Origin of the sequence: Psychromicrobium ferritrahens (genome assembly GCF_043789415.1) — a bacterium.
Classification (GTDB): domain Bacteria; phylum Actinomycetota; class Actinomycetes; order Actinomycetales; family Micrococcaceae; genus Renibacterium.
Genome location: NZ_JBDLLW010000001.1, coordinates 1186264 through 1204999, shown reverse-complemented (window position 1 = coordinate 1204999; position 18736 = coordinate 1186264). Strand labels below are relative to the sequence as shown.

Sequence of the window (18736 nt, the reverse complement as noted above, 5' to 3'; positions counted from 1 at the left end):
GCCGAATTCGAGGATTGCAGAAGTTAGGTTACTCACTCCGACTTTGATTGGGTGGCCTTCACCTCAGGAGCCAGATTGAACGTGGGAGCTAGCTCCCATAAGGATGGCGAGAACTGATCCTACGATGAGTGCTTCAATTTGTACTTAGGCACCCTAACTGTTAGGCTACCTAAGTATGAACGGAAAAGACACTGAGCTGCTTCAACTCGCTGCGGACTATCGGGACTCTCTGCGCCAGAGCGTGTACTTCGTCCGCCAGCTCGATGTCGAAGCCGAGCTTTCCGCGGCGCAACTCAGTCTCTTGAATATGGTTGCCGACGACGGCCTGCGGGTCAGCGCGATCGCCGCCAACTTGGGCATGAAGGTTCCCAGCGCTACCGAGGCGATCAAACGGCTTGAAACATTCGGCTATCTGGAACGGAGCACCGACCCGGAGGATTCAAGAGCCGTCGTCATCCGTTTGAGTGAGTCTGGCCGTGAGATCGTCACGCAAAGCAATACGCGCCGTAACGAACTGATGGCAGAGCTTCTCGCCCGGCTGAGTCCTGCACAGCAAGAATGCCTCCGTGCAGCCATTCCGGTCATCGCCCAACTCAACAGCACATTTACTCAGGGAAACTAGGGAAATACCAGTGTCAACTCATCAGAGTGTGGAATCCGTTGAAGAAATCCTCCACGAAGAGAAAGTCTCAATGCTCAAGCAACCGATTGCGGTGTGGGCCACTGCCATTGCGGCTGTTTTCGCCTTTATGGGCATCGGACTGGTCGATCCGATCCTGCCGGCCATCGCCAAGAATCTGCAAGCGAGTCCTTCGGAGGTGTCGTTACTCTTCACCAGCTACTTCTTGGTCACCGCCGTTGCGATGCTGTTCACCGGTTGGGTCTCGTCTCGCATCGGCGGCAAGAAAACCCTGCTGATCGGCCTGGTTCTGATCGTCGTCTTCGCCACCCTCTCCGGTTTCTCCGGCAGCGTCGGCCAGTTGGTGGGTTTCCGGGCCGGCTGGGGTCTGGGCAATGCCTTATTCGTTGCCACCGCGCTCGCCGTTATCGTGGGCGTCGCCAGCGGCGGGACAGCTACCGCGATCATTCTCTATGAAGCAGCTCTGGGCCTGGGCATCTCTCTCGGGCCGTTGCTGGGTGCCTTGCTGGGCGGCTGGCAGTGGCGGGCGCCGTTCTTCGGAACGGCCACCGCCATGGCGATTGCCTTTATTGCCTGTATGGCGCTGCTGCCCAAAATGACTCCGCCCGCGGTGAAAACCCGGCTGCGGGATCCGCTACTGGCATTGGGGCATAAGGGTCTGCGGTTCACCGCGGGCAGCGCGCTGTTCTACAATTTTGGGTTCTTCACCATTCTGGCCTTCACACCTTTCGTTCTCGGTATGGATGCCTACGGTATTGGCACGGTCTTCTTCGGCTGGGGTGTCTGCTTAGCCATCACCTCGGTGTTCGTCGCCCCCGTGCTGCAAAGGATGTTCGGCACCACTCGGGTTATTGTCGCCACCTTGATTGCGCTCGGGTTAGTGTTGCTCGGCTTGGGCTTCGCCGCTGGCCACTCGATACCCCTGGTGGTCACTCTCGTCGTCATCTCGGGTGCGCTGCTGGGCATCAACAACACGCTCTTCACCGAATTGGCAATGGGCGTCTCAGACGCTCCGCGACCGGTGGCCAGTGCCGGGTACAACTTCGTCCGCTGGCTGGGCGGGGCACTCGCGCCTTTCATCGCTGCGCAGCTGGGGGAGCACTTCGGCGAGCAGGTTCCCTTCTTTGCCGCTGCCCTCGCCATCGTGATCGGCATCGTCGTCGTGCTACTCGGTCGCAAGCACCTCGCGGTGGCGGCCAGCGATCACTAGCCGTCACCGGAGGGCTGCGGAGTCGAGGTCTTAGACTCCGACGTCGCGGCGCCGTAGCGCCATCACTGACACGGCCGCCATCACCAGTGAGATGCCGTACAAGGCCAGCAGTGCCCAACCATTGGCACCGTTGATCAACGGTTTGTCGGCGTAAGCCCAGCTGATGGGTGAGAGCGCGTGCAACCACTCCAAGTCCTTCGACTGATTGCCGACGGCGTTGAAAACATAGCCAATCACGGGGACGAAGGCGCCCACTCCGATGCCCCAGATTCGTCTGCCGCTGATCGCCCCAGCCATCAGCGCTGCCGAACCGGTGAGTAGGCCCAGGCCGGTGAAAAGCGCACTGCTACCCGCGAGCTTGGCCACGTCCAAGGTGGTTTCTGCCGGCCCATTGAACAGCGCAATCAGGGCGAAGACCCAGGCGCCTAGGATCACAATGCGCAGCGCCATCGCGGCATAGCGTTCCAGCACGATCTGCATTCTAGTGACGCCGTGCGCCAAGGTGAGTTCAAGCTGGCCGGCTTCTTCATCTCCGCCGATGGCGGCAGCTCCCCAACTTATTGCCGCAATTGATACCAGCAGGAAGCCGAGCAGACCAAAGATCGTGGCCTGCACATAGCCTGCGCCAGAGGCAATATCGTCATAGCCGATGGCTTTGGTGAGTTCAGGCGGCAGCGATGAGATCAAGCCTTTCATCTGGGCATTGCCGCCAATGGAGGGATAGAGCGGTAAATACAGCGAGATAACTGCTGCCAGCCCGATCATCCAGCCGATTAAGGAGCGCCAGGAATCGGTGAGAGCCTTGCTGAAAAGTGGTAGCGGGACGCGTCGTAATTCAACCGTTGTGCTGGTCATCGTACTGTCTCTTTCGAATCTGAGGAATAGAGCTTGAGCACGGATTCTTCAAGATCCGGCTCTTCAAGAACCAGGTCACGCAAAGGCAAAGTGGAGATCGCCTGAATCACCGGTTGAACGGCGCCGATCAGGGTGGCTTTGGCCTCGACGTCGTTGGCGTTGGAGTGCACGCTGATATTGCCGACCCCCTCAAGGGCCTCCAACCGTTGTCGTAACTCATCGGATGAGATGCCCGTGGTGACCAGTTTCAGATGCCTGATCGCCGAAGCCCGGAGCTCTTCCACGCTGGAAATGGTGACGATCTTGCCGTCCCGCAGAATCGCCACCTCATCGGCAGCCTGCTGGATCTCACTGATCACATGGGAGGAGAGGAAAACGCTCTGCCCGGCTTGCCGTGCTTCAGCCACCAGCTCCAAAAAGACCTGCTGCATCAGCGGGTCCAGGCCACTGGTTGGTTCGTCGAGCACCAGCAGGTCCGGCTTATGCATAAAGGCTTGCACAATGCCCAGCTTTTGCTTATTGCCCTTGGAGAGCTTGCGCACCGGGCGGCTGAGATCCAGACCGAGTCGTTCGGCGAGTTCCTCCAAGTAGCCCTTGGATACTGGCCCGGAGATATCGGCGTAGTGTTGCAGCAGCTTGCGGCCCGTGCTGCGGCCATCGAGAATGAGCTCGCCCGGCAGGAAACCTATTCTGCGACGCAGCTCGGGCCCGGCCTGGCGCGGGTCGACGCCGAGTACAGTGGCCTGGCCCGAGGTGGGCCGGACGATGTCCAATAAGGTTCGCATCGTGGTGGTCTTGCCTGCCCCGTTGGGTCCGATGACGCCGAAAACGGTACCTTTCGGCATCGTGAAGCTGACACCGTTCAAAGCCAGCCGCGAGCCGTATTTCTTGGTGATCTGATGGGCTTGAATGGCGTAATCAGCGCTGTTGGCGGGCTCAGCCGTTTCGTTGAGCGCCCTTTCATTGAGCGCTGTTTCGGCGGAGGAGAGATGGCTCATGGCCTGTTACTTTCTTTAGAGGTGGAGGAGAGGACTTCTTGAGCGGCTTTTAAGTAGCTGTCGTCGACGTAGAGTCCGTGGGTGAAGAGTTCCAGCGCCGGGATTGCTATTCGATTCGTCATCGCCTGGTTGAACCCCGGTGCGTCCAGTGCTTCGTTGATCTGCTCCGACATGGTGAGCATCGCCAGGCTGGTCATCGCCACGAACACCGCCAATGCCCGAGCATCCGAGGAGGGGTTCATCGTCCCGTCCGCGATGCCTGCGCGGATCACCGCCTCGGTTTCGTCGATCACCAGAGTGATGACCTTGTGCCCCATCGGAGAGTCCTCAGAAACCGCGCGTCGCAGATAGCTGACTTCGAGATCGAATTCGCCTGGGTTGTTCAGGTGATTTTGCAGCACTGATTGAAAACCCTGCAAGCTCGACTCTTCGTTCGCCTTCGTCAGTACCTTGTTGAGGATGAACTCGTCGCATGCTTCACGGAGGCCGTCTTTACTGCCGAAGTGATGGATGATCAACCCCGGGCTGACTCCTGCTGCGCTCGCAATGCTGCGAACGCTGGTCTTCTGGAAGCCGGAATCGGCAAAGCATCGGACGGCGGCATCCCGGATTTTGGCCGGGGTGCTTAGGTCCTCGTGCGGCGGCCCGACATCCTTGATTGAACTCACGTTCAATATGCTAAACACTTGTTCAATCCTTGGCAAGTGGCGCTGCCGAGCACGGAGGTCCGCGCTCGAGGGGGAGAACAATCGGGTAGTAAGCTTTTTCATATGACGCCCCAAGAGCTCGCGGTTCTCGCTGACCTCCGTCGGGCGCGCGATCTCATTGATCGGGACTATGCCCTGCCTCTCGATGTGCCGACCATGGCCCGGCGAGCCCTGATGTCTCCGGCGCACTTTTCCCGGCAGTTCAAAGCAGCCTATGGTGAGACGCCCTACGGATACCTGATGACCCGCCGGATTGAGCGGGCGATGGCTCTGCTGCGCAATGGAATGAGCGTGACGGACGCCTGCATGGCTGTCGGTGCGACATCCCTGGGTTCTTTCAGTGCGCGTTTCACCGAGATCACCGGTGAGACTCCCACTGCCTATCGCTCTCGGGAACATCGCGCTGTAATGGTCATACCGGCCTGCGTGGCGAAGATCAACACCAGGCCTCCTCGGAAGCGGAACCCGCAGCGGAGCAAACCCACCGCTAAGCCGGTACTGGAATCGAGCAGGAATCGAGAAGCGTCTATCGTGCAGGCTGAATAAGCTCAGAGACATGACTATTTCACTTGAATATGCCCATGTAACCGTTAACGATGTCGAAGAATCTCTCGGGTTTTACCGGGATGGCTTGGGCCTCGAGGTGCTCAACGACGTCGCCCATGGCGAATTCCGCTGGGTCACCCTGGGCAGCCCGGCTCAGCCAGGGCTTGGCATCGTGCTCTCCGCCCCGCACGCCGGACGTTCTCAGGCTGACGGCGATGCGCTGCAGGAATTGCTCACCAAGGGGGTGCTGCCGATGGTGATGTTCAGTACCGACGATCTGGACGCGCTCTTTGAGAAGGTCAGTTCCTCGGGCGTCGGCGAGGTGCTGCAAGAACCGACGGATCAGCCCTGGGGTCCTCGCGACTGCTCCTTCCGGGATCCTTCGGGCAATATGGTGAAAGTCTCACAGGCCTCCTGAACCCGCCGGGTGTGGAGATCTGCAGGTTTTGAAGCCCTCAAAGTAGGCAGATCTCCGCACTCGTTTTAATTTTTTACGGCACCCCGGTTTGACTGAGTCAAGGTTTCCGGGTCACACTGAAAGTGCAGCACCTCGTTAGGCGAGGCTCCTGCGCGAACATAGGCCACTGATCTGACGACATCGAGAGATGCCCAAGATCAGGACAGGCCGCCTCGGCTTAAGGGGCGGTCCCAAGTGGCTTCCGACTGGTTTCGGATACGTCGCGCAGTGCCAAAGCTCTACGTGGGGGTGACTTCAATTCTTCTGGGCGTATCTGGTGTGCGCCCGAGTCTCTCGCGCTGTCCTGGTGTATTCCGGAGGTGGACAGATGGAATTCTTCGACATGATCCTACGCATTCTTTGCGGCTTGGGTTTGGGTGCCTTAGTTGGCTTCGAACGGCAGTGGCGGGCCCGGCTGGCCGGCCTGCGGACCAATGCCCTGGTCAGCCTGGGCGCCACTCTCTTCGTGATCTTCGGCGCCTACAGCTTCAACGGTCCGGGTGCCGACCCCACCCGAGTGGCCGCGCAGATCGTCTCCGGCATCGGCTTTCTGGGTGCCGGCGTCATTATGAAACAAGGTGCCTCGGTGACCGGGCTGAACACCGCGGCAACCCTCTGGGCCACAGCTGCGATCGGAGCCCTCGCCGGAGCGGGTGAGTTCGCGTTGGCGGCGGCAGGCACGGTGGCCATTATGCTGGCGAATATGCTGCTAAGGCCGCTGGGTCGGCTAATGGATAAAGCTCCCGACGGCGGACGCGAGCCGGTCTCGGTGGACTACCTTTTCGAAGTCCGTTGCGCCGAGGACGCCGAGGCGCACCTGCGGACCCTGATCGTGCACGCGGTCAGCCTGCCCGAGTTCCGGCTGCGGTCGGTGCAGTCCTCTGATACCTCGACGCCGGGAGAGGTGCGGATAGCGGCAGAGCTCTCCGCGCAAGAGCGTGACGATCGGCTGCTGGAGGCCGCCGTCAGCAGGCTGAGCCTGGAGCCCAGGGTGACTTCGGTACGCTGGATCATCGTCGAGCCGGTAGCCCTGGACTGAAGCGATTCACTCCCATCGAGTGTGTAGATCTGCACCTTTTGACGGCGTTTAAGATGTAGATCTACACACTCGACGGGGTCGGGCTGGAATATGAGCCGAGTGAAGAACGTTGTGCGGGAAATCCTGAAGAGATAGCGCCCATCTCTTTCCCAATCCTCACAAGTTCGGATCGGGGCCCTCAAGAGATAGGCTGAGGATATGGCGACTTTAGACATCACTGGTGAGACATTCGGCCCCACGGTCGAGGGCAACGATATTGTGCTGGTCGATTTTTGGGCGGGTTGGTGCCAGCCTTGTTTGCGCTTCGCTCCGACCTACTCCGCAGCTTCGGAGAAGCACGACGACGTCGTGTTCGCCAAAGTCGATACCGAAGCCGAGCAGCAGCTCGCCGCCGAGGCGAATATCACCTCGATTCCGACCCTGATGGCTTTCCGCGAAAAGGTTCTGGTCTTCTCGCAGCCCGGTGCTTTGAACCCGAGTCAGCTCGAAGAGGTCATTATCGCCGTCAAAGGGCTGGACATGACCGAGGTGCACGCGGCGGTTGCTGCGCAGAAGGCAGAAGCTGAAAAGAAGTAGCTCGGCTCAGGCAGAGCGGGATATAGGCTCGCGAGCTAGGGCAATTTATCGAGCTTGACGGGCTCGGCCAGCAGGGCGGACAACGATTCGTTGAGGTCCTGTACGGCCGAGCCTTTTCCATGCACGGCCAAGGCCTCTTCGGATTCCCACTGCTCGGTGAGCACAATGCGTTCCGGGGTATCCTCGGTGACTTCATAGCGCAGGCATCCCGGTTCTTTCACGACTTCTTCAATCGCGATGTCGAGGGCGAGGCGCACGCGGAACTGCTCGCCGTCGTTAGGGATAAAAGTAGCTCGAAGGTTCACCAGATCACTCATAACCTCAAGCCTACCGCTAGAGCTTCGGGACGCCGAGTCATCCTCTGTCAGCGGGTGCGGGGGTTCGGCGAGCACCTGGAAGCCAGAAAGATCGGGTAGCTGAAACCGTCCACCTTCAAAGCTAACAGCCAGCACGGCACGCACTGCCGAGCTTGCCAGCGGGCCATAGAGATGGGGAAAGAGTTCGCCATTGCCGCCGTCTTCCCAACGGACACCCACCCCTGAAGCAGCCAAAGCAGCCAGATCGATCACCAGGAGCACTACATCGATCTGCTCATCCGAATAAAGAAATTCAGCCACCCGAGGCAATTGGGCCGACGTCGATGCATGGATGAAACCGATCTCGTCGAGACTGTGCCCTTTGGTGGATTCTCGATAGTCAGTGGCGTGATCTTGGGCGGCCTTCCAACGGGAGGCTTCGGCGAGATGCAGGACGGTGCTCATCGAGTCAGCTTATGGTGCTTCGTGCGTGCGCTGAAAGACGAGCTTTCCGTGTCTCGATTGTTGGACCCCAAACCCTAGAGTTCAGGTGGCGTCCACCGCAGCGTATGACCGGTGGCTTGGAAGGACTCATTGCCCGCCAATTTGCCGGTGGTGGTGCCTGTCCAGACAAAACCGACGCTTTCATAGGCCGCCCGGGCGTGCTCATTGCCGTCGAGTACCTCCAGTTCCATCGGACCTTTGGCCCGGTCTAGTACGTGTCGCAGCATAGCGCTGGCCACGCCCTGTCGATAGTGCTGCGGATCAACATAGGTCCAGGTGATCTCCTCATCGTTATGAGCGATGAAACCGACGACGTCGCCGTCCAACTCAGCAACCCAGACCTCGCCTGCGAAGAGTTCTTCGTTTTCATACGTTGATTCCAGCTTGAGAAAGGCTTCAAGACCCACCGTGGGCCGAAGTTCATCGAGTCGAGCAGCATCGTGAATCCGGCAGATCTCAGTCCAGTCCGAGTCCGCATAGCGACGAATAGCGATGGTCATGTTACTCCTTGAAAATTCAAATTTTACGATAATCCCGCACACTCATTCGTGGTCCATGCCGCTCCTTCACGGTCCCGGAGAGATAGAGCAATCTCACCACTCGTTGCCGATGGCCACGCCACGGCTCCAGTAGTTCCAGCATTCGGTCGTCCTCCACCGGGGTTCCGGTGAGTGCGGTTCCCACGAATCCGGCGAGGTGGTAATCACCTACGGCGATCGAATCCGGGTCGCCGTGGCTGTGCTGCAATACCTCTGCCGCCGTCCAGACCCCGATCCCCGGGATGCTTTGCAGCGCCTGGCTGGCGGCTGCTGCTTCGGCCTGGCCAAGCCGTGCTAAGCCCGTTGAGCGTTTCAAGGCACGCATCAAGGTATCCGAGCGCTGTGGTCCGACTCCCGCGCGATGCCAATCCCAGGAGGGGATTTTCAGCCACTCTTCGGGACTCGGTGCGAGCCGCAATCCGGTTGGTGCAGGGCCTGGCGGCTCGGAGCCGTACCAGCGGATCAGCAGACGGTAGCCTCGGAAGGCCTCTTGGCCGGTGACTTTCTGCTCCAAGACGGCGGGAATCAGCGAATCAATCACCCTCCCGGTGGCAGGTAATCGCACCCCCGGATTTCGACGTCGGGCCTCTCGCACCAGCGGAGGGAGTGAGCTCTGGAAGGTTGCTGAATCGAATTCTTTCCAGTCATCGTTCTCCCCCAGGAGAGCGGGCAGGGCTTCCAACGCCGTCTCGGCACCCGGGCCGAAGGCTTTGGCCTGCACGCCGCCCTCGATGGCTTGCAAGCGCAAGCTGACGGCGTTTCCGGAAGCACGGAAAGCCAGCCACCAGGCACCTTCATGGAAGAGCATGCAAGGATCGGAGCTGCTACGGCGCAGCACGCCGATGCTGGCATTCAAAGAATAAGCTCCAGCTGGGCGCCAGAATCTCTGATGAACTGAGGCGTGCATTTTTATATCGTCGCACAGCACCCCGACAACGGCTTTGCCCGGTGATTCAGCTACTGGCCTCACCGGACAAGCTGGCTTCACCCGCACAGATTAGCCTTACCCCGGTAATCCGGCGCTCAGCCAGAGAGCCAGTACCGCCAAGGGCAGTAGCACAATAGTCAGCACCAGTCCGAGCAGCACGAAACGCCACCAGGGCACTGAGATGCCCAGGGCTTTGAGCCGTTCGTGCCAGAGCAAGGTCGCCAGCGACGCCCAGGGTGTGATCAAAGGGCCGAGGTTGACTCCGATCAGCAGGGCCGCCAACCGAAATGGACTTCCTGCGGTGGGTTCCAGCGCCAGATAAGCGGGCAGGTTATTGGCCGCGTTCGCGGTGAGTGCGGCTAGAGTGCTGAGTTGCAGTAAATCTCCCAGACCCCCACCTTCTCCGGCGGCGCCGGCTAAGAGTTTCGGCAGACCGTGCACCAGCAGGGTCTGCACTACGAGGAATAAGCCAATGGTGAGCAGCAGCGGTTTCACCGGCAAGATCCGCCAGTTCAAGGAGCTGCGACGCCGTAGAAGAAAAGCGCAGATCAGCAGAGCTGCCGCGACCAAGGCGGGATATTCCACTGGCAGGCCGCTCACCAACGCCGGCAGCAAAAGTGCAACCGTGAAGCCGCTGATCAGCAAGAGCGGCTTATCCGGTGCGGTGTCGGGGTCCGGAGGCTGGTAGCTCCCCTGCAATCTGGAGCGAAAGAGCAGCCAAATGAAGCTCACCGGGATCACCACGCCGAGTAGCGCCGGAGCCCAGAGCAGCCCGGCGAATTGCCAGGGGGTCATCGCCAGGGCGTGTTGTGCCAGCAGATTCGTCAGATTAGAAACGGGTAAGAGCAAGGAAGCGGTATTGGCCAGCCAGACAGTGGTGAGTGCGAAGGGCAAGGGTGGAATTCGCGCGTGTAAGGCGAGCAGCACGACCACCGGGGTGACCAGAACCGCTGTGGTGTCCAGGGACAGGAAAACGGTGCTCAGCGTCGAGAGCGCGACCACGATCAGCCAGAGCAGCAGAACCTTGCCTCGACGCCCGGCCCCGCTGGACCACAGCGCCAGCTTGGAGGTCAGCACTTGGAACACTTCGGCGTCGTCGGCTAGTTCGGTGACGACCGTCATGGCCACCACGAAGAGCAGAATTGGCACGGTACGTTCGGCGAGTACCAGGAATTCCGGCCAGGGCAGCAGACCGGAAAACAGGCTGAGGACGCCGAGCAGCAAGGCTGTTCCCGGAAGGGCCCAGCTGCGCACGGTTTGCATATCAGTATCCTGCCACGCGATGGATTCAGCCCTCCGTTCCATGGACAGTCCCTTCCCCCAGAGACCATCGCCTGTTATTGTTGCCTGGTGCTCCAGACAGGAGCGCTCAACCCGAGCAGAAAGGCAGCACCGTGGTTTCCAGCTTCGTGAAACAACTACACCGTGATGGCTTTTTGCGTGCCTTCCGGCAGGAAGAGCCGCAAATGTTCGGGTTACCGGTGTAATTAGCTCTGTGCTATCGCGCCCCGTAACCAGACAGGTTCGGGGCTTTTTCTTTGCCCACTCAGTCCAGTAATTCAAGGACTGAAGGGGATCAGCTGGCCAGCGGTTCCGAACCTTGAAGAACTCATCCAAGGAATCACTAGGAAAGACTCATGAAGAAAATCAATAGCAAGCTTTACAGTTGGGCTTCCATCATCGACGAGAAGACGATGGAACAGGCCGAAGTCACCTCGGCCATGCCGTTCATCTTCCCGCACCTGGCTCTGATGCCGGACGCACACCTGGGGAAGGGGGCCACGGTGGGCTCCGTGATTCCTACCCTGGGGGCGATTATCCCCGCGGCGGTGGGTGTGGATATCGGCTGCGGGATGATCGCCGTCAAAACCCAGTTCACCGCCTCTCAGCTGCCGGAGGACCGCAAGACGCTGCGCGAGCAGATTGAGCGCGCCATTCCGCTGTCTGCCGGTAAGTACAACCGCAAGCTGGTTGCCACCGCGGCACCGCGCATTGAGCAGTTGCGAGCGCTCGCTCAGAAGGCGGAGTTCGACCCCGCGGAGTACGCCGGGAACTGGGAGCTTCAGCTGGGCACCCTGGGGAGCGGAAACCACTTCATCGAGGTGTCGCTCGACGAGGACGACGCCGTCTGGCTCTTCCTGCACTCCGGTTCCCGGGGTGTGGGGAACAAGATCGCGCAGCACCATATCAAGGAAGCGCAGCGAATCGCCAGGCAGTACTGGATTGAACTGCCTGACCCTGACCTGGCGTATTTGGTGGAGGGGACGCCGGAGTTCAGCAAGTACATCAGGGAGTTGAAGTGGGCGCAGCAGTTCGCGCTGTTCAACCGTGAGGAGATGATGGATCGGGTGTTGCGCCAGTTCTCCGAATGGGCCGGAGAGCCGGTTCAGGAGCAGAAGCGGATCAACTGTCACCACAACTTCACCGAGCGGGAGACGCACTTCGGTAAGTCCGTCTGGCTTTCCCGCAAGGGCGCGATCAAGGCGGAGCCCGGAGTTCCCGGGTTGATTCCGGGGTCGATGGGCACTGCGTCCTATGTTGTCGAGGGTTTGGGGGACAAGATGTCGCTGAATTCCTCTCCACACGGCGCGGGCCGAGAGTTCTCCAGGTCCAAGGCACGCCAGACCTTCAATCTGGAGCAGCTGCGAGAGGCGATGACCGGTATTGAGTTCCGGGATACCGAGGCTTTTGTGGATGAGATCCCGCAGGCCTATAAGCCCATCGATACGGTGATGCAGGATGCTCAGCCGCTGGTGCGGATCAAGCACACCCTGCGACAGATCATCAACGTCAAGGGCGATTGACCCCTCTCACCCCCACGCTGTGACAGATCATGTCGGTATGAAGCCAGTATTCCGGCTCTATCTGTCACAGCGTGCTGGGAAGGAGTCTCAGCCGCGAACTGGGGCGGGAATATAAGCTGGGGAATATGACGACCCAAACCCAGGAACTTGCCGCAGGCTTCGCCGACGAGATCATCGCGCTGCGCCGGGAGCTGCACCAGAACCCGGAAATCGGCCTGCACCTGCCGCAAACCCAGCAGCGCATCCTGCAAGCCCTCGAACCGCTGGACCTAGAGATCACCCTCGGTGAAGGGCTCAGTTCGATCACCGCGGTATTACGAGGTGGCGCGGTTCAATCGGATGACCGGCCTGTCGTGCTGCTTCGCGGGGATATGGACGGCCTGCCAGTGGTCGAGTTAGTGGACGTCCCCTTCAGATCGGCCAACGGGGCGATGCACGCCTGCGGTCATGATCTGCACGTCGCGGGGCTGGTTGGCGCGGCCAAGATCTTGCACGCCATCCGCGATCAGCTGGCCGGCGATGTGATTTTCATGTTCCAGCCCGCGGAGGAGGGCCCGGGCGGCGCTGAGCCGATGATTGAGCAAGGACTACTCGACGTCACCGGCAAGCGTGCTGATGCGGCCTATGGCCTCCATGTCATGTCGGATAAGCACCCGCTAGGTGTCTGGAGTGGCAAGCCGAAGACCCTGATGGCCTCTCCGGATAACCTCCGGGTGAAATTCATCGGTCAGGGTGGGCACGGTTCCACGCCCTACCGGGCGAACGATCCGGTTCCGGCGCTCTGCGAGGCGGTGCTCGCCCTGCAGACCATGGTCACCAGGCACTTCGATATCTTCGAACCGATAGTGGTCACCGTGGGTCGGATCGCCGTCGGCAGCAAAGAGAACATCATTCCGGACAGCGCCGAATTCGACGCCACGGTGCGGTCCTTTAGCGCCCGGAGTCGTGAACAAGCCGAAGCGCTCAGCGTCCAGCTGATGAAAGGTATTGCGGCGGCGCACGGTTTACAGGCCGAAGTCCAGTTTGAGCGGGTGTACCCGGTCACGGTAAACGACGAAACCGAGTTCGCCTTCGCCCGAGGCGTCATCGAGGAGCTCTTCGGCCCGGAGCGCTTCGACCTGATGGCGGATCCCTTGCCCGGTGGCGAGGACTTCTCCTTTGTACTCAACGAGGTCCCCGGAAGCTACGTTTTCCTCAGCGCCTGCTCGGCGGAGAACCCTGCTGAAGCCGAGGGGAACCATTCACCGCGGGCCGCCTTCGACGATTCGGTGCTTCCCGACGGCGCGGCGCTGCTGGCCGAACTCGCGGTGCGCAGAATCGCCCGGGGCAAGGAAGCCTCATCCGCAGGTCTGAACGCGTAAAGAGGGGACTTGCCAGATAAAGCTAATGATATTAGCTTTAAAGCTATGGAGACTAAATTTTTGGATCGACCGGATGGTCGCATCGCCTATTCCATAGCAGGCGAGGGCCCGCTTCTCATTGCTGTTCCGGGTCTAGGGGATCTGCGTTCCAGCTACGCGGAGCTCAGTGCCGCCCTGGTCGCCGAGGGCTATCGAGTCGCCGTGATGGATCTTCGAGGGCACGGGGAATCGGATGTCACTTTCCGCGAGCACGGCGATGCGGTGACCGCTCAAGACCTGCTGGCGCTCGCCGAGCAGCTGGGCGAGCCCGCCGTCGTAGTGGGCAATTCGCTCGGCGGGGCGGTCTCAGTCTGGGCTGCCACCGAACGCCCCGAGCTGATCCCAGGAATCGTGCTCTACAGTCCCTTTATGCGGAACCCGAAGTTCCCGGCGTTCGCCTTGGCGATGATCAAATTCCTCTATCGGCTGGCCTTCATTCCGCCCTGGGGTGCGACGCTATGGGCGGCCTATTATCGAAGCCTCAATAAGGGTGTGCTGCCCGCTGACCTGGATGCACATCTCGCTGAGATCAAAGCGAAGCTTCACGAGCCTGGGCGGCTGCGTTCCTTGCGTGAACTGCTCTTGCAACTGGATCACAGCGTGATCGATGACCGGCTGCCCAGACTGAAGACTCCGATGCGGGTTTTTGTGGGAGCGCTCGACACGGATTTTCCAGATCCCAGCGCAGAAAGCGAGTGGATCGCCCAGTTCGGCGCGCAATCCGAACTGGTGCCGGAAAGTGGTCACTATCCGCATCGTCAGCGGCCGGAACTAGTGATTCCCCAAACCTTGGAATTCCTGAGTGGACTCCGCGAGGGGCAGTCCTGGAGAGCGCATGCCTAGAGTTGGGTTGAACCGCCAAACCGTCACCCTCGCCGCGCTCAAAGCGGTGGACGACGGCGGAGTGCACGGGTTCACCGAGCTGACCCTGGCTGCGGTGGCCGCCAGCGCCGGAGTTGCGGTGCCCAGCCTCTATAAGCACGTTGCCTCGCTGGCGGACCTGAAAAGGGCTGTTGCCCTGGTTGCAGTCGGCCAGTTAACTGAGCGAATGAGCGTTGCCACGGTGGGTCGGGCTGGGCCGCAGGCCGTGCAGGCGCTGGCGGAAAGCTGGCGCAGCTTTGCGCTAGAGACCCCCGGGCGGTATCTGGCTACGCAGTTGGCGGCAGATCCCGAAGATCCCGCTGATGCAGAGTTGGCTGGGGCTGGTGCCGCTGCGGTTTCCCTGATAAGTGGAGTGCTGCGTGGGTTCCAGATACCCCCGAGATTGGACGTCGATGCGGTCCGCCTGGTGCGTAGCGCATTCCACGGTTTTTTGACCCTGGAACTGAACGGTGGGTTCCGGCTGAGTGATGATCTGGACCAGAGCTACCGGCGGATGGTCAAAGCGGTGGTGGCGGGGTTGCAGCAATTTGCCGTTGAGGGTTTGCCGGCAAAGCAATCTTGAACCTCTTGTTCTGCAACAAGATGGTTGCAGAACAAGGTTACTTATTAAGACGCGCTTCCCAGTCTGCGGCGCTTTAGCGCGATGATCACCGCTGATTTCGGCTTTCTGGTTCTCTAGCTAAGGGCTTCAGAAGGTACGCTGGACACCATGAAATACGCGAATTCGGTGCTAGATCTCATCGGCAATACCCCCTTGGTCAAACTCAATAAAGTCACCGAAGGGATTCAAGCCACGGTTCTGGCCAAGGTCGAGTATTTCAACCCGGGTGGCTCAGCCAAGGATCGCATTGCGGTCAAAATGCTCGATGAAGCTGCCCGCGAAGGAAAGATCGCTCCCGGCGGCACGGTGGTGGAACCGACCTCGGGCAATACCGGCGTGGCGATGGCTATGGTGGCGCAGCAGCGCGGCTATCACTGCGTGTTCGCGGTGCCGGATAAGATCGCCGAGGACAAGCGCGCCGCATTGCGCGCCTATGGGGCCGAGGTGGTGGTGACTCCTACCGCGGTGGCCGCCGATTCCCCGCAGTCTTACTATGGGGTTTCCGACCGTCTGGTTAAGGAGATTCCAGGAGCCTTCAAGCCTGATCAGTTCTCCAATCCGAACGGCCCGCTCAGCCACTATGAGTCCACCGGCCCAGAGATCTGGCGGGATACCGAAGGTAAGGTCACGCATTTCGTGGCGGGCGTCGGCACCGGCGGCACGATCAGCGGCACCGGCCGCTACCTCCGCGAGATCTCCGCCGATCGCCCGAGTGGCGAAGTGAAGATCATCGGCGCCGACCCTGAAGGGTCGGTGTATTCCGGCGGCACCGGACGTCCCTATTTGGTAGAAGGCGTCGGAGAGGATATTTGGCCCGGTTCCTATGACCCCGCGGTGCCGCATCAGGTGCTCGCCGTCTCCGACGCGGAGAGTTTCGAGATGACCAGGCGGCTGGCCCGTGAAGAGGGACTGCTGGTCGGCGGCTCGAGCGGGATGGCCGTGGTCGCCGCCCTACGAGTGGCTCGAGAGCTAGGCCCGGACGACGTCGTCGTAGTGCTCTTGCCGGATTCCGGGCGAGGCTACTTGGCGAAGATCTTCAATGACGAGTGGATGCAGAGCTATGGCTTCCTGAAAGTCACCGATCAGCCTGCCGTGGGCGAGGTGCTGCGTTCGAAGACGGGACAGCTGCCCGACCTGGTGCACATCCATCCCAATGAGACGGTGCGCGATGTGGTCCGCTTGATGGACGAGTACGGCGTCTCCCAGGTGCCCGTGCTGACCGCTGAACCGCCCGTGGTGATGGGTGAGGTGATCGGCTCGGTCGATGAGCGCCTGCTGACCGCTAAATTGTTCCGTGGTGAAGCCAAGATGACCGACAAGATCACTGAGCATATGACGGCGACCCTGCCCATTATCGGTTCGCTGGAGCCGATTTCCGCGGCGCGCGCCAAACTGCAGGACGTCGATGCCCTGTTGGTTACCTTCGTCGGTGCCCCGGTGGGAATTCTGACCCGCCACGATTTGCTGTTCTATCTGCAGGATTGATTTCCTGGCCGGTATTCTGCCCTTTGCGGCGGCCCAGAACGCGCGTACTCAGGCACCTCAGAGGTGCCGTCGATACTGAGGAGTTTTTGTGAAAGAGACCAGTGACCTGGGGTTCAGCACCCGTGCCATCCATGCCGGTCAAGAGCCCGACCCGGTAACCGGCGCCGTCGTCGGGGGGATCATCCAGTCGTCCACCTTCGCGCAGGACGGCATCGGTCAGCTGCGCAACGGCTACGAATACGGCCGTGGCACCAACCCGACCCGGGATTCCCTGCAAGCTCAGCTGGCCGCCGTCGAACACGGTAAGCATGCGTTCTCCTTCTCTTCAGGGCTGGCGGCAGAGGACTCGCTGATCCGGGGCCTGCTGCGCCCCGGCGACCACATTGTGCTGGGCAACGACGCCTACGGCGGCAGCTACCGGTTGATCAATCGAGTACTCGGACCCTGGGGGATCACGCATTCCACTGTCGACATGGCTTCCTTGGAGCAGGTCGCCGCTGCGGCGAATTCCAGCACCAAATTGTTCTGGGTGGAAACGCCGTCCAACCCGATGATGAAGATCACCGATATCGCGGCCCTCGCCGAGTTGGCCCATGCCCAGGGGGCGCTCCTGCTGGTGGATAACACCTTCGCTTCTCCTTACCTGCAGAACCCGCTCGAACTCGGCGCGGATATCGTGGTTCATTCGACGACCAAGTACATCGGCGGGCACTCCGATGTGATCGGCGGTGCGGTGATCGTCCGTGATGACGAGCTGGCCGAGAAGATCGGCTTCGTACAGTTCGCGGTAGGTGCGGTTTCCGGCCCGATGGATGCCTTCCTGACCACCCGGGGTTTGAAGACGCTCGGAGTCCGAATGGACCGGCATTCGGCCAATGCGCTGCAGATCGCACAGTGGTTGCAGGGGCGTCCGGGAGTGCAGAGAGTGCTCTATCCAGGGCTGCCTGAGCATCCGGGACATGAATTGGCGAAGCGTCAGATGAAGGCTTTCGGCGGGATGATCTCGGTTCAGTTCAGCGGTGGAGCAGCGGCAGCTCGGGCGGTGGCCGAATCCACCACGCTGTTTACCCTGGCCGAATCGCTCGGCGGCATCGAATCCCTGATGAACTATCCCTCGGAGATGACTCACGCCTCGGTCAAGGGCACTGAGCTGGCGGTACCAGAGAACCTGATCCGCCTCTCGGTGGGCATTGAGGACGCCGCTGATCTGATCGCAGATCTGGACGGCGCCTTGCGTCAGTTGTAAAATTCCGGTTCGCTGGGAGTTCACCTATCTGCTCCCAGCGAATTAACAGGATAGAGCGCTCAAACTGCGAGCTGCTCCCTAGCTGGCTCAAAGTTAGCTGAGAATCCTGGACCGGTTTAGTTCGCCGGAGTAACGTTCGTCGAGGACCTGAGGCCGATCGGCCCGATCCATGTGGAGATCGGTCGGCAGCGGCCGGTCCTGAGCACAAAACAAAGGATAGGTATGAACAAGATTTTCAAGTCGGTCCTTATTGGTGCGGGTGCAGCCGCTATGGCTTTCCTCGGTTCGGGCGCGGCCACTGCCGCAACTCCCACTCCGGAGATCATTGGCGGAACCAAAGCCCCGGCAACCCCCTGGGAGGTTCAGCTCACCTTCGAACTGAACGGCGATCAGTACGGTTGCACCGGTGAGGCCATCTCTGCGAGCTGGGTACTCACTGCGCAGCACTGCGTCGACGGAATCAGCTGGATGGATGTCTACTACAGCAACAGCACCTCCAACCCGGGCACCCCGGTGGCAGCGGATCAGGTCTACGGCTCACCCTACGGTGACGTCGCCCTGGTGCATCTCTCCAGTTCACATGCGCTGAGCTCCTACCCGACGCTGGCTTCCAGCTACACCCCCACCTCGGGTGATGCTGGCACCATCATGGGCTACGGCCTGCGCGCAAATGGCGTCGAGCCGACCGGCCTCTACCAGGCCAGCGTCCAGGTCCTCGGTTCTAGCACCGATGCCTACAATGGCAAGGCCGTGCACGTACAGGGCGTCTCCGGAGCTTCCAATCATGGTGATTCCGGTGGCCCGCTGATCGTCGGCGGCAAGATCGTCGGCGTCTGCTCCACCGGTGACGTCGCTGATCCGGGTTCCGATACCCATGCCGGAAGCAACTACGCCAACCTGACGGATTCGCGTAGCTGGATCAAGACCAAATCCGGCGTCTGATCTGCCATTAACTTTTCGGGGACGGCGGTCTGGGCACTCAGGTGCTCAGGCCGCCGTCCTTTTTATCGCCTGTCGTCCGGG

The 18736-nt window shown here is 60.5% G+C and carries 20 protein-coding genes, 1 pseudogene and 1 riboswitch; of the genes and pseudogenes, 13 read left to right on the top strand and 8 right to left on the bottom strand.

Going from position 1 to position 18736, the window contains the following annotated elements; all coding sequences use genetic code 11:
* Window positions 1-175: 175 nt before the first annotated feature.
* The gene (locus tag ABDK06_RS05615; RefSeq protein ID WP_394939760.1) at window positions 176-622 is read left to right on the top strand and encodes a MarR family winged helix-turn-helix transcriptional regulator; all 447 of its coding nucleotides are present in this window, start codon (window positions 176-178) and stop codon (window positions 620-622) included.
* Window positions 623-692: 70 nt separating this feature from the next.
* Window positions 693-1850 (top strand): MFS transporter, encoded by a 1158-nt coding sequence (locus ABDK06_RS05610; protein WP_394939758.1) that lies wholly within the window; start codon window positions 693-695, stop codon window positions 1848-1850.
* A 30-nt stretch (window positions 1851-1880) separates the two neighbouring features.
* On the opposite strand, the gene ABDK06_RS05605 is transcribed toward ABDK06_RS05610, so the two are convergent.
* The 3 genes from ABDK06_RS05605 to ABDK06_RS05595 are packed head-to-tail and all read right to left on the bottom strand — an operon-like array spanning window position 1881 to window position 4371.
* On the bottom strand, window positions 1881-2705 hold the full coding sequence (locus ABDK06_RS05605) for an ABC transporter permease subunit (protein WP_394939756.1): 825 nt from the start codon (window positions 2703-2705) through the stop codon (window positions 1881-1883).
* Window positions 2702-3703: an ABC transporter ATP-binding protein gene (locus tag ABDK06_RS05600; RefSeq protein ID WP_394939754.1), complete on the bottom strand. Its 1002-nt coding sequence runs from the start codon at window positions 3701-3703 to the stop codon at window positions 2702-2704. Before ABDK06_RS05600 ends, ABDK06_RS05605 begins: the two co-directional genes overlap by 4 nt.
* Window positions 3700-4371 (bottom strand): TetR/AcrR family transcriptional regulator, encoded by a 672-nt coding sequence (locus ABDK06_RS05595; protein WP_394939752.1) that lies wholly within the window; start codon window positions 4369-4371, stop codon window positions 3700-3702. Before ABDK06_RS05595 ends, ABDK06_RS05600 begins: the two co-directional genes overlap by 4 nt.
* A gap of 102 nt (window positions 4372-4473) precedes the next feature.
* Here ABDK06_RS05595 and ABDK06_RS05590 point away from each other — a divergent pair, with 102 nt between their 5' ends.
* From ABDK06_RS05590 to ABDK06_RS05575, 4 genes are all read left to right on the top strand, one after another.
* On the top strand, window positions 4474-4956 hold the full coding sequence (locus tag ABDK06_RS05590) for a helix-turn-helix transcriptional regulator (protein WP_394939750.1): 483 nt from the start codon (window positions 4474-4476) through the stop codon (window positions 4954-4956).
* 10 nt (window positions 4957-4966) lie between these two features.
* Window positions 4967-5374 carry a VOC family protein gene (locus tag ABDK06_RS05585; protein WP_394939748.1) on the top strand — a complete coding sequence of 136 codons (408 nt, stop codon included), beginning with the start codon at window positions 4967-4969 and terminating at the stop codon, window positions 5372-5374.
* Window positions 5375-5498: 124 nt separating this feature from the next.
* Window positions 5499-5669: riboswitch (M-box (ykoK) riboswitch) on the top strand.
* A gap of 72 nt (window positions 5670-5741) precedes the next feature.
* Entirely contained in the window at window positions 5742-6452 is a 711-nt protein-coding gene (locus ABDK06_RS05580) for an MgtC/SapB family protein (RefSeq protein WP_394939746.1), read from the top strand.
* Between the two features lie 198 nt (window positions 6453-6650).
* On the top strand, window positions 6651-7028 hold the full coding sequence (locus ABDK06_RS05575) for a thioredoxin family protein (protein WP_394939744.1): 378 nt from the start codon (window positions 6651-6653) through the stop codon (window positions 7026-7028).
* Window positions 7029-7063: 35 nt separating this feature from the next.
* On the opposite strand, the gene ABDK06_RS05570 is transcribed toward ABDK06_RS05575, so the two are convergent.
* The 5 genes and pseudogenes from ABDK06_RS05570 to ABDK06_RS05550 form a co-directional block, all read right to left on the bottom strand.
* Window positions 7064-7345, bottom strand: coding sequence for a putative quinol monooxygenase (locus ABDK06_RS05570; protein WP_394940800.1), 282 nt, complete (start codon window positions 7343-7345; stop codon window positions 7064-7066).
* A 144-nt stretch (window positions 7346-7489) separates the two neighbouring features.
* A pseudogene (locus ABDK06_RS05565) lies at window positions 7490-7789 on the bottom strand (DUF952 domain-containing protein); the annotation flags it as partial.
* A gap of 74 nt (window positions 7790-7863) precedes the next feature.
* A complete protein-coding gene (locus ABDK06_RS05560) occupies window positions 7864-8328 on the bottom strand; it encodes a GNAT family N-acetyltransferase (RefSeq protein ID WP_394939742.1) in 465 nt (154 codons plus the stop codon).
* Window positions 8329-8344: 16 nt separating this feature from the next.
* Window positions 8345-9274 carry a DNA-3-methyladenine glycosylase family protein gene (locus ABDK06_RS05555; protein WP_394939740.1) on the bottom strand — a complete coding sequence of 310 codons (930 nt, stop codon included), beginning with the start codon at window positions 9272-9274 and terminating at the stop codon, window positions 8345-8347.
* A 96-nt stretch (window positions 9275-9370) separates the two neighbouring features.
* Window positions 9371-10558, bottom strand: a complete 1188-nt coding sequence (locus ABDK06_RS05550) for an ArsB/NhaD family transporter (protein ID WP_394939738.1) — start codon at window positions 10556-10558, stop codon at window positions 9371-9373.
* 374 nt (window positions 10559-10932) lie between these two features.
* Here ABDK06_RS05550 and ABDK06_RS05545 point away from each other — a divergent pair, with 374 nt between their 5' ends.
* The 7 genes from ABDK06_RS05545 to ABDK06_RS05515 all read left to right on the top strand — a co-directional run bounded on the left by ABDK06_RS05545 (window position 10933) and on the right by ABDK06_RS05515 (window position 18655).
* Complete coding sequence (locus tag ABDK06_RS05545) at window positions 10933-12099, top strand: RtcB family protein (RefSeq protein ID WP_394939736.1); 1167 nt, start codon at window positions 10933-10935, stop codon at window positions 12097-12099.
* Between the two features lie 125 nt (window positions 12100-12224).
* Complete coding sequence (locus tag ABDK06_RS05540; protein WP_394939734.1) at window positions 12225-13460, top strand: M20 metallopeptidase family protein; 1236 nt, start codon at window positions 12225-12227, stop codon at window positions 13458-13460.
* A 45-nt stretch (window positions 13461-13505) separates the two neighbouring features.
* Window positions 13506-14342: an alpha/beta fold hydrolase gene (locus tag ABDK06_RS05535; protein ID WP_394939732.1), complete on the top strand. Its 837-nt coding sequence runs from the start codon at window positions 13506-13508 to the stop codon at window positions 14340-14342.
* Window positions 14335-14943 carry a TetR/AcrR family transcriptional regulator gene (locus tag ABDK06_RS05530; protein ID WP_394939730.1) on the top strand — a complete coding sequence of 203 codons (609 nt, stop codon included), beginning with the start codon at window positions 14335-14337 and terminating at the stop codon, window positions 14941-14943. The genes ABDK06_RS05535 and ABDK06_RS05530 overlap by 8 nt, the downstream gene beginning before the upstream one ends.
* A 147-nt stretch (window positions 14944-15090) precedes the next feature.
* Window positions 15091-16467, top strand: a complete 1377-nt coding sequence (locus tag ABDK06_RS05525; RefSeq protein WP_394939728.1) for a cystathionine beta-synthase — start codon at window positions 15091-15093, stop codon at window positions 16465-16467.
* A gap of 88 nt (window positions 16468-16555) precedes the next feature.
* Window positions 16556-17713 carry a cystathionine gamma-synthase gene (locus ABDK06_RS05520; protein WP_394939726.1) on the top strand — a complete coding sequence of 386 codons (1158 nt, stop codon included), beginning with the start codon at window positions 16556-16558 and terminating at the stop codon, window positions 17711-17713.
* Window positions 17714-17935: 222 nt separating this feature from the next.
* Window positions 17936-18655 (top strand): S1 family peptidase, encoded by a 720-nt coding sequence (locus ABDK06_RS05515; protein ID WP_394939724.1) that lies wholly within the window; start codon window positions 17936-17938, stop codon window positions 18653-18655.
* Window positions 18656-18736 lie beyond the last annotated feature (81 nt).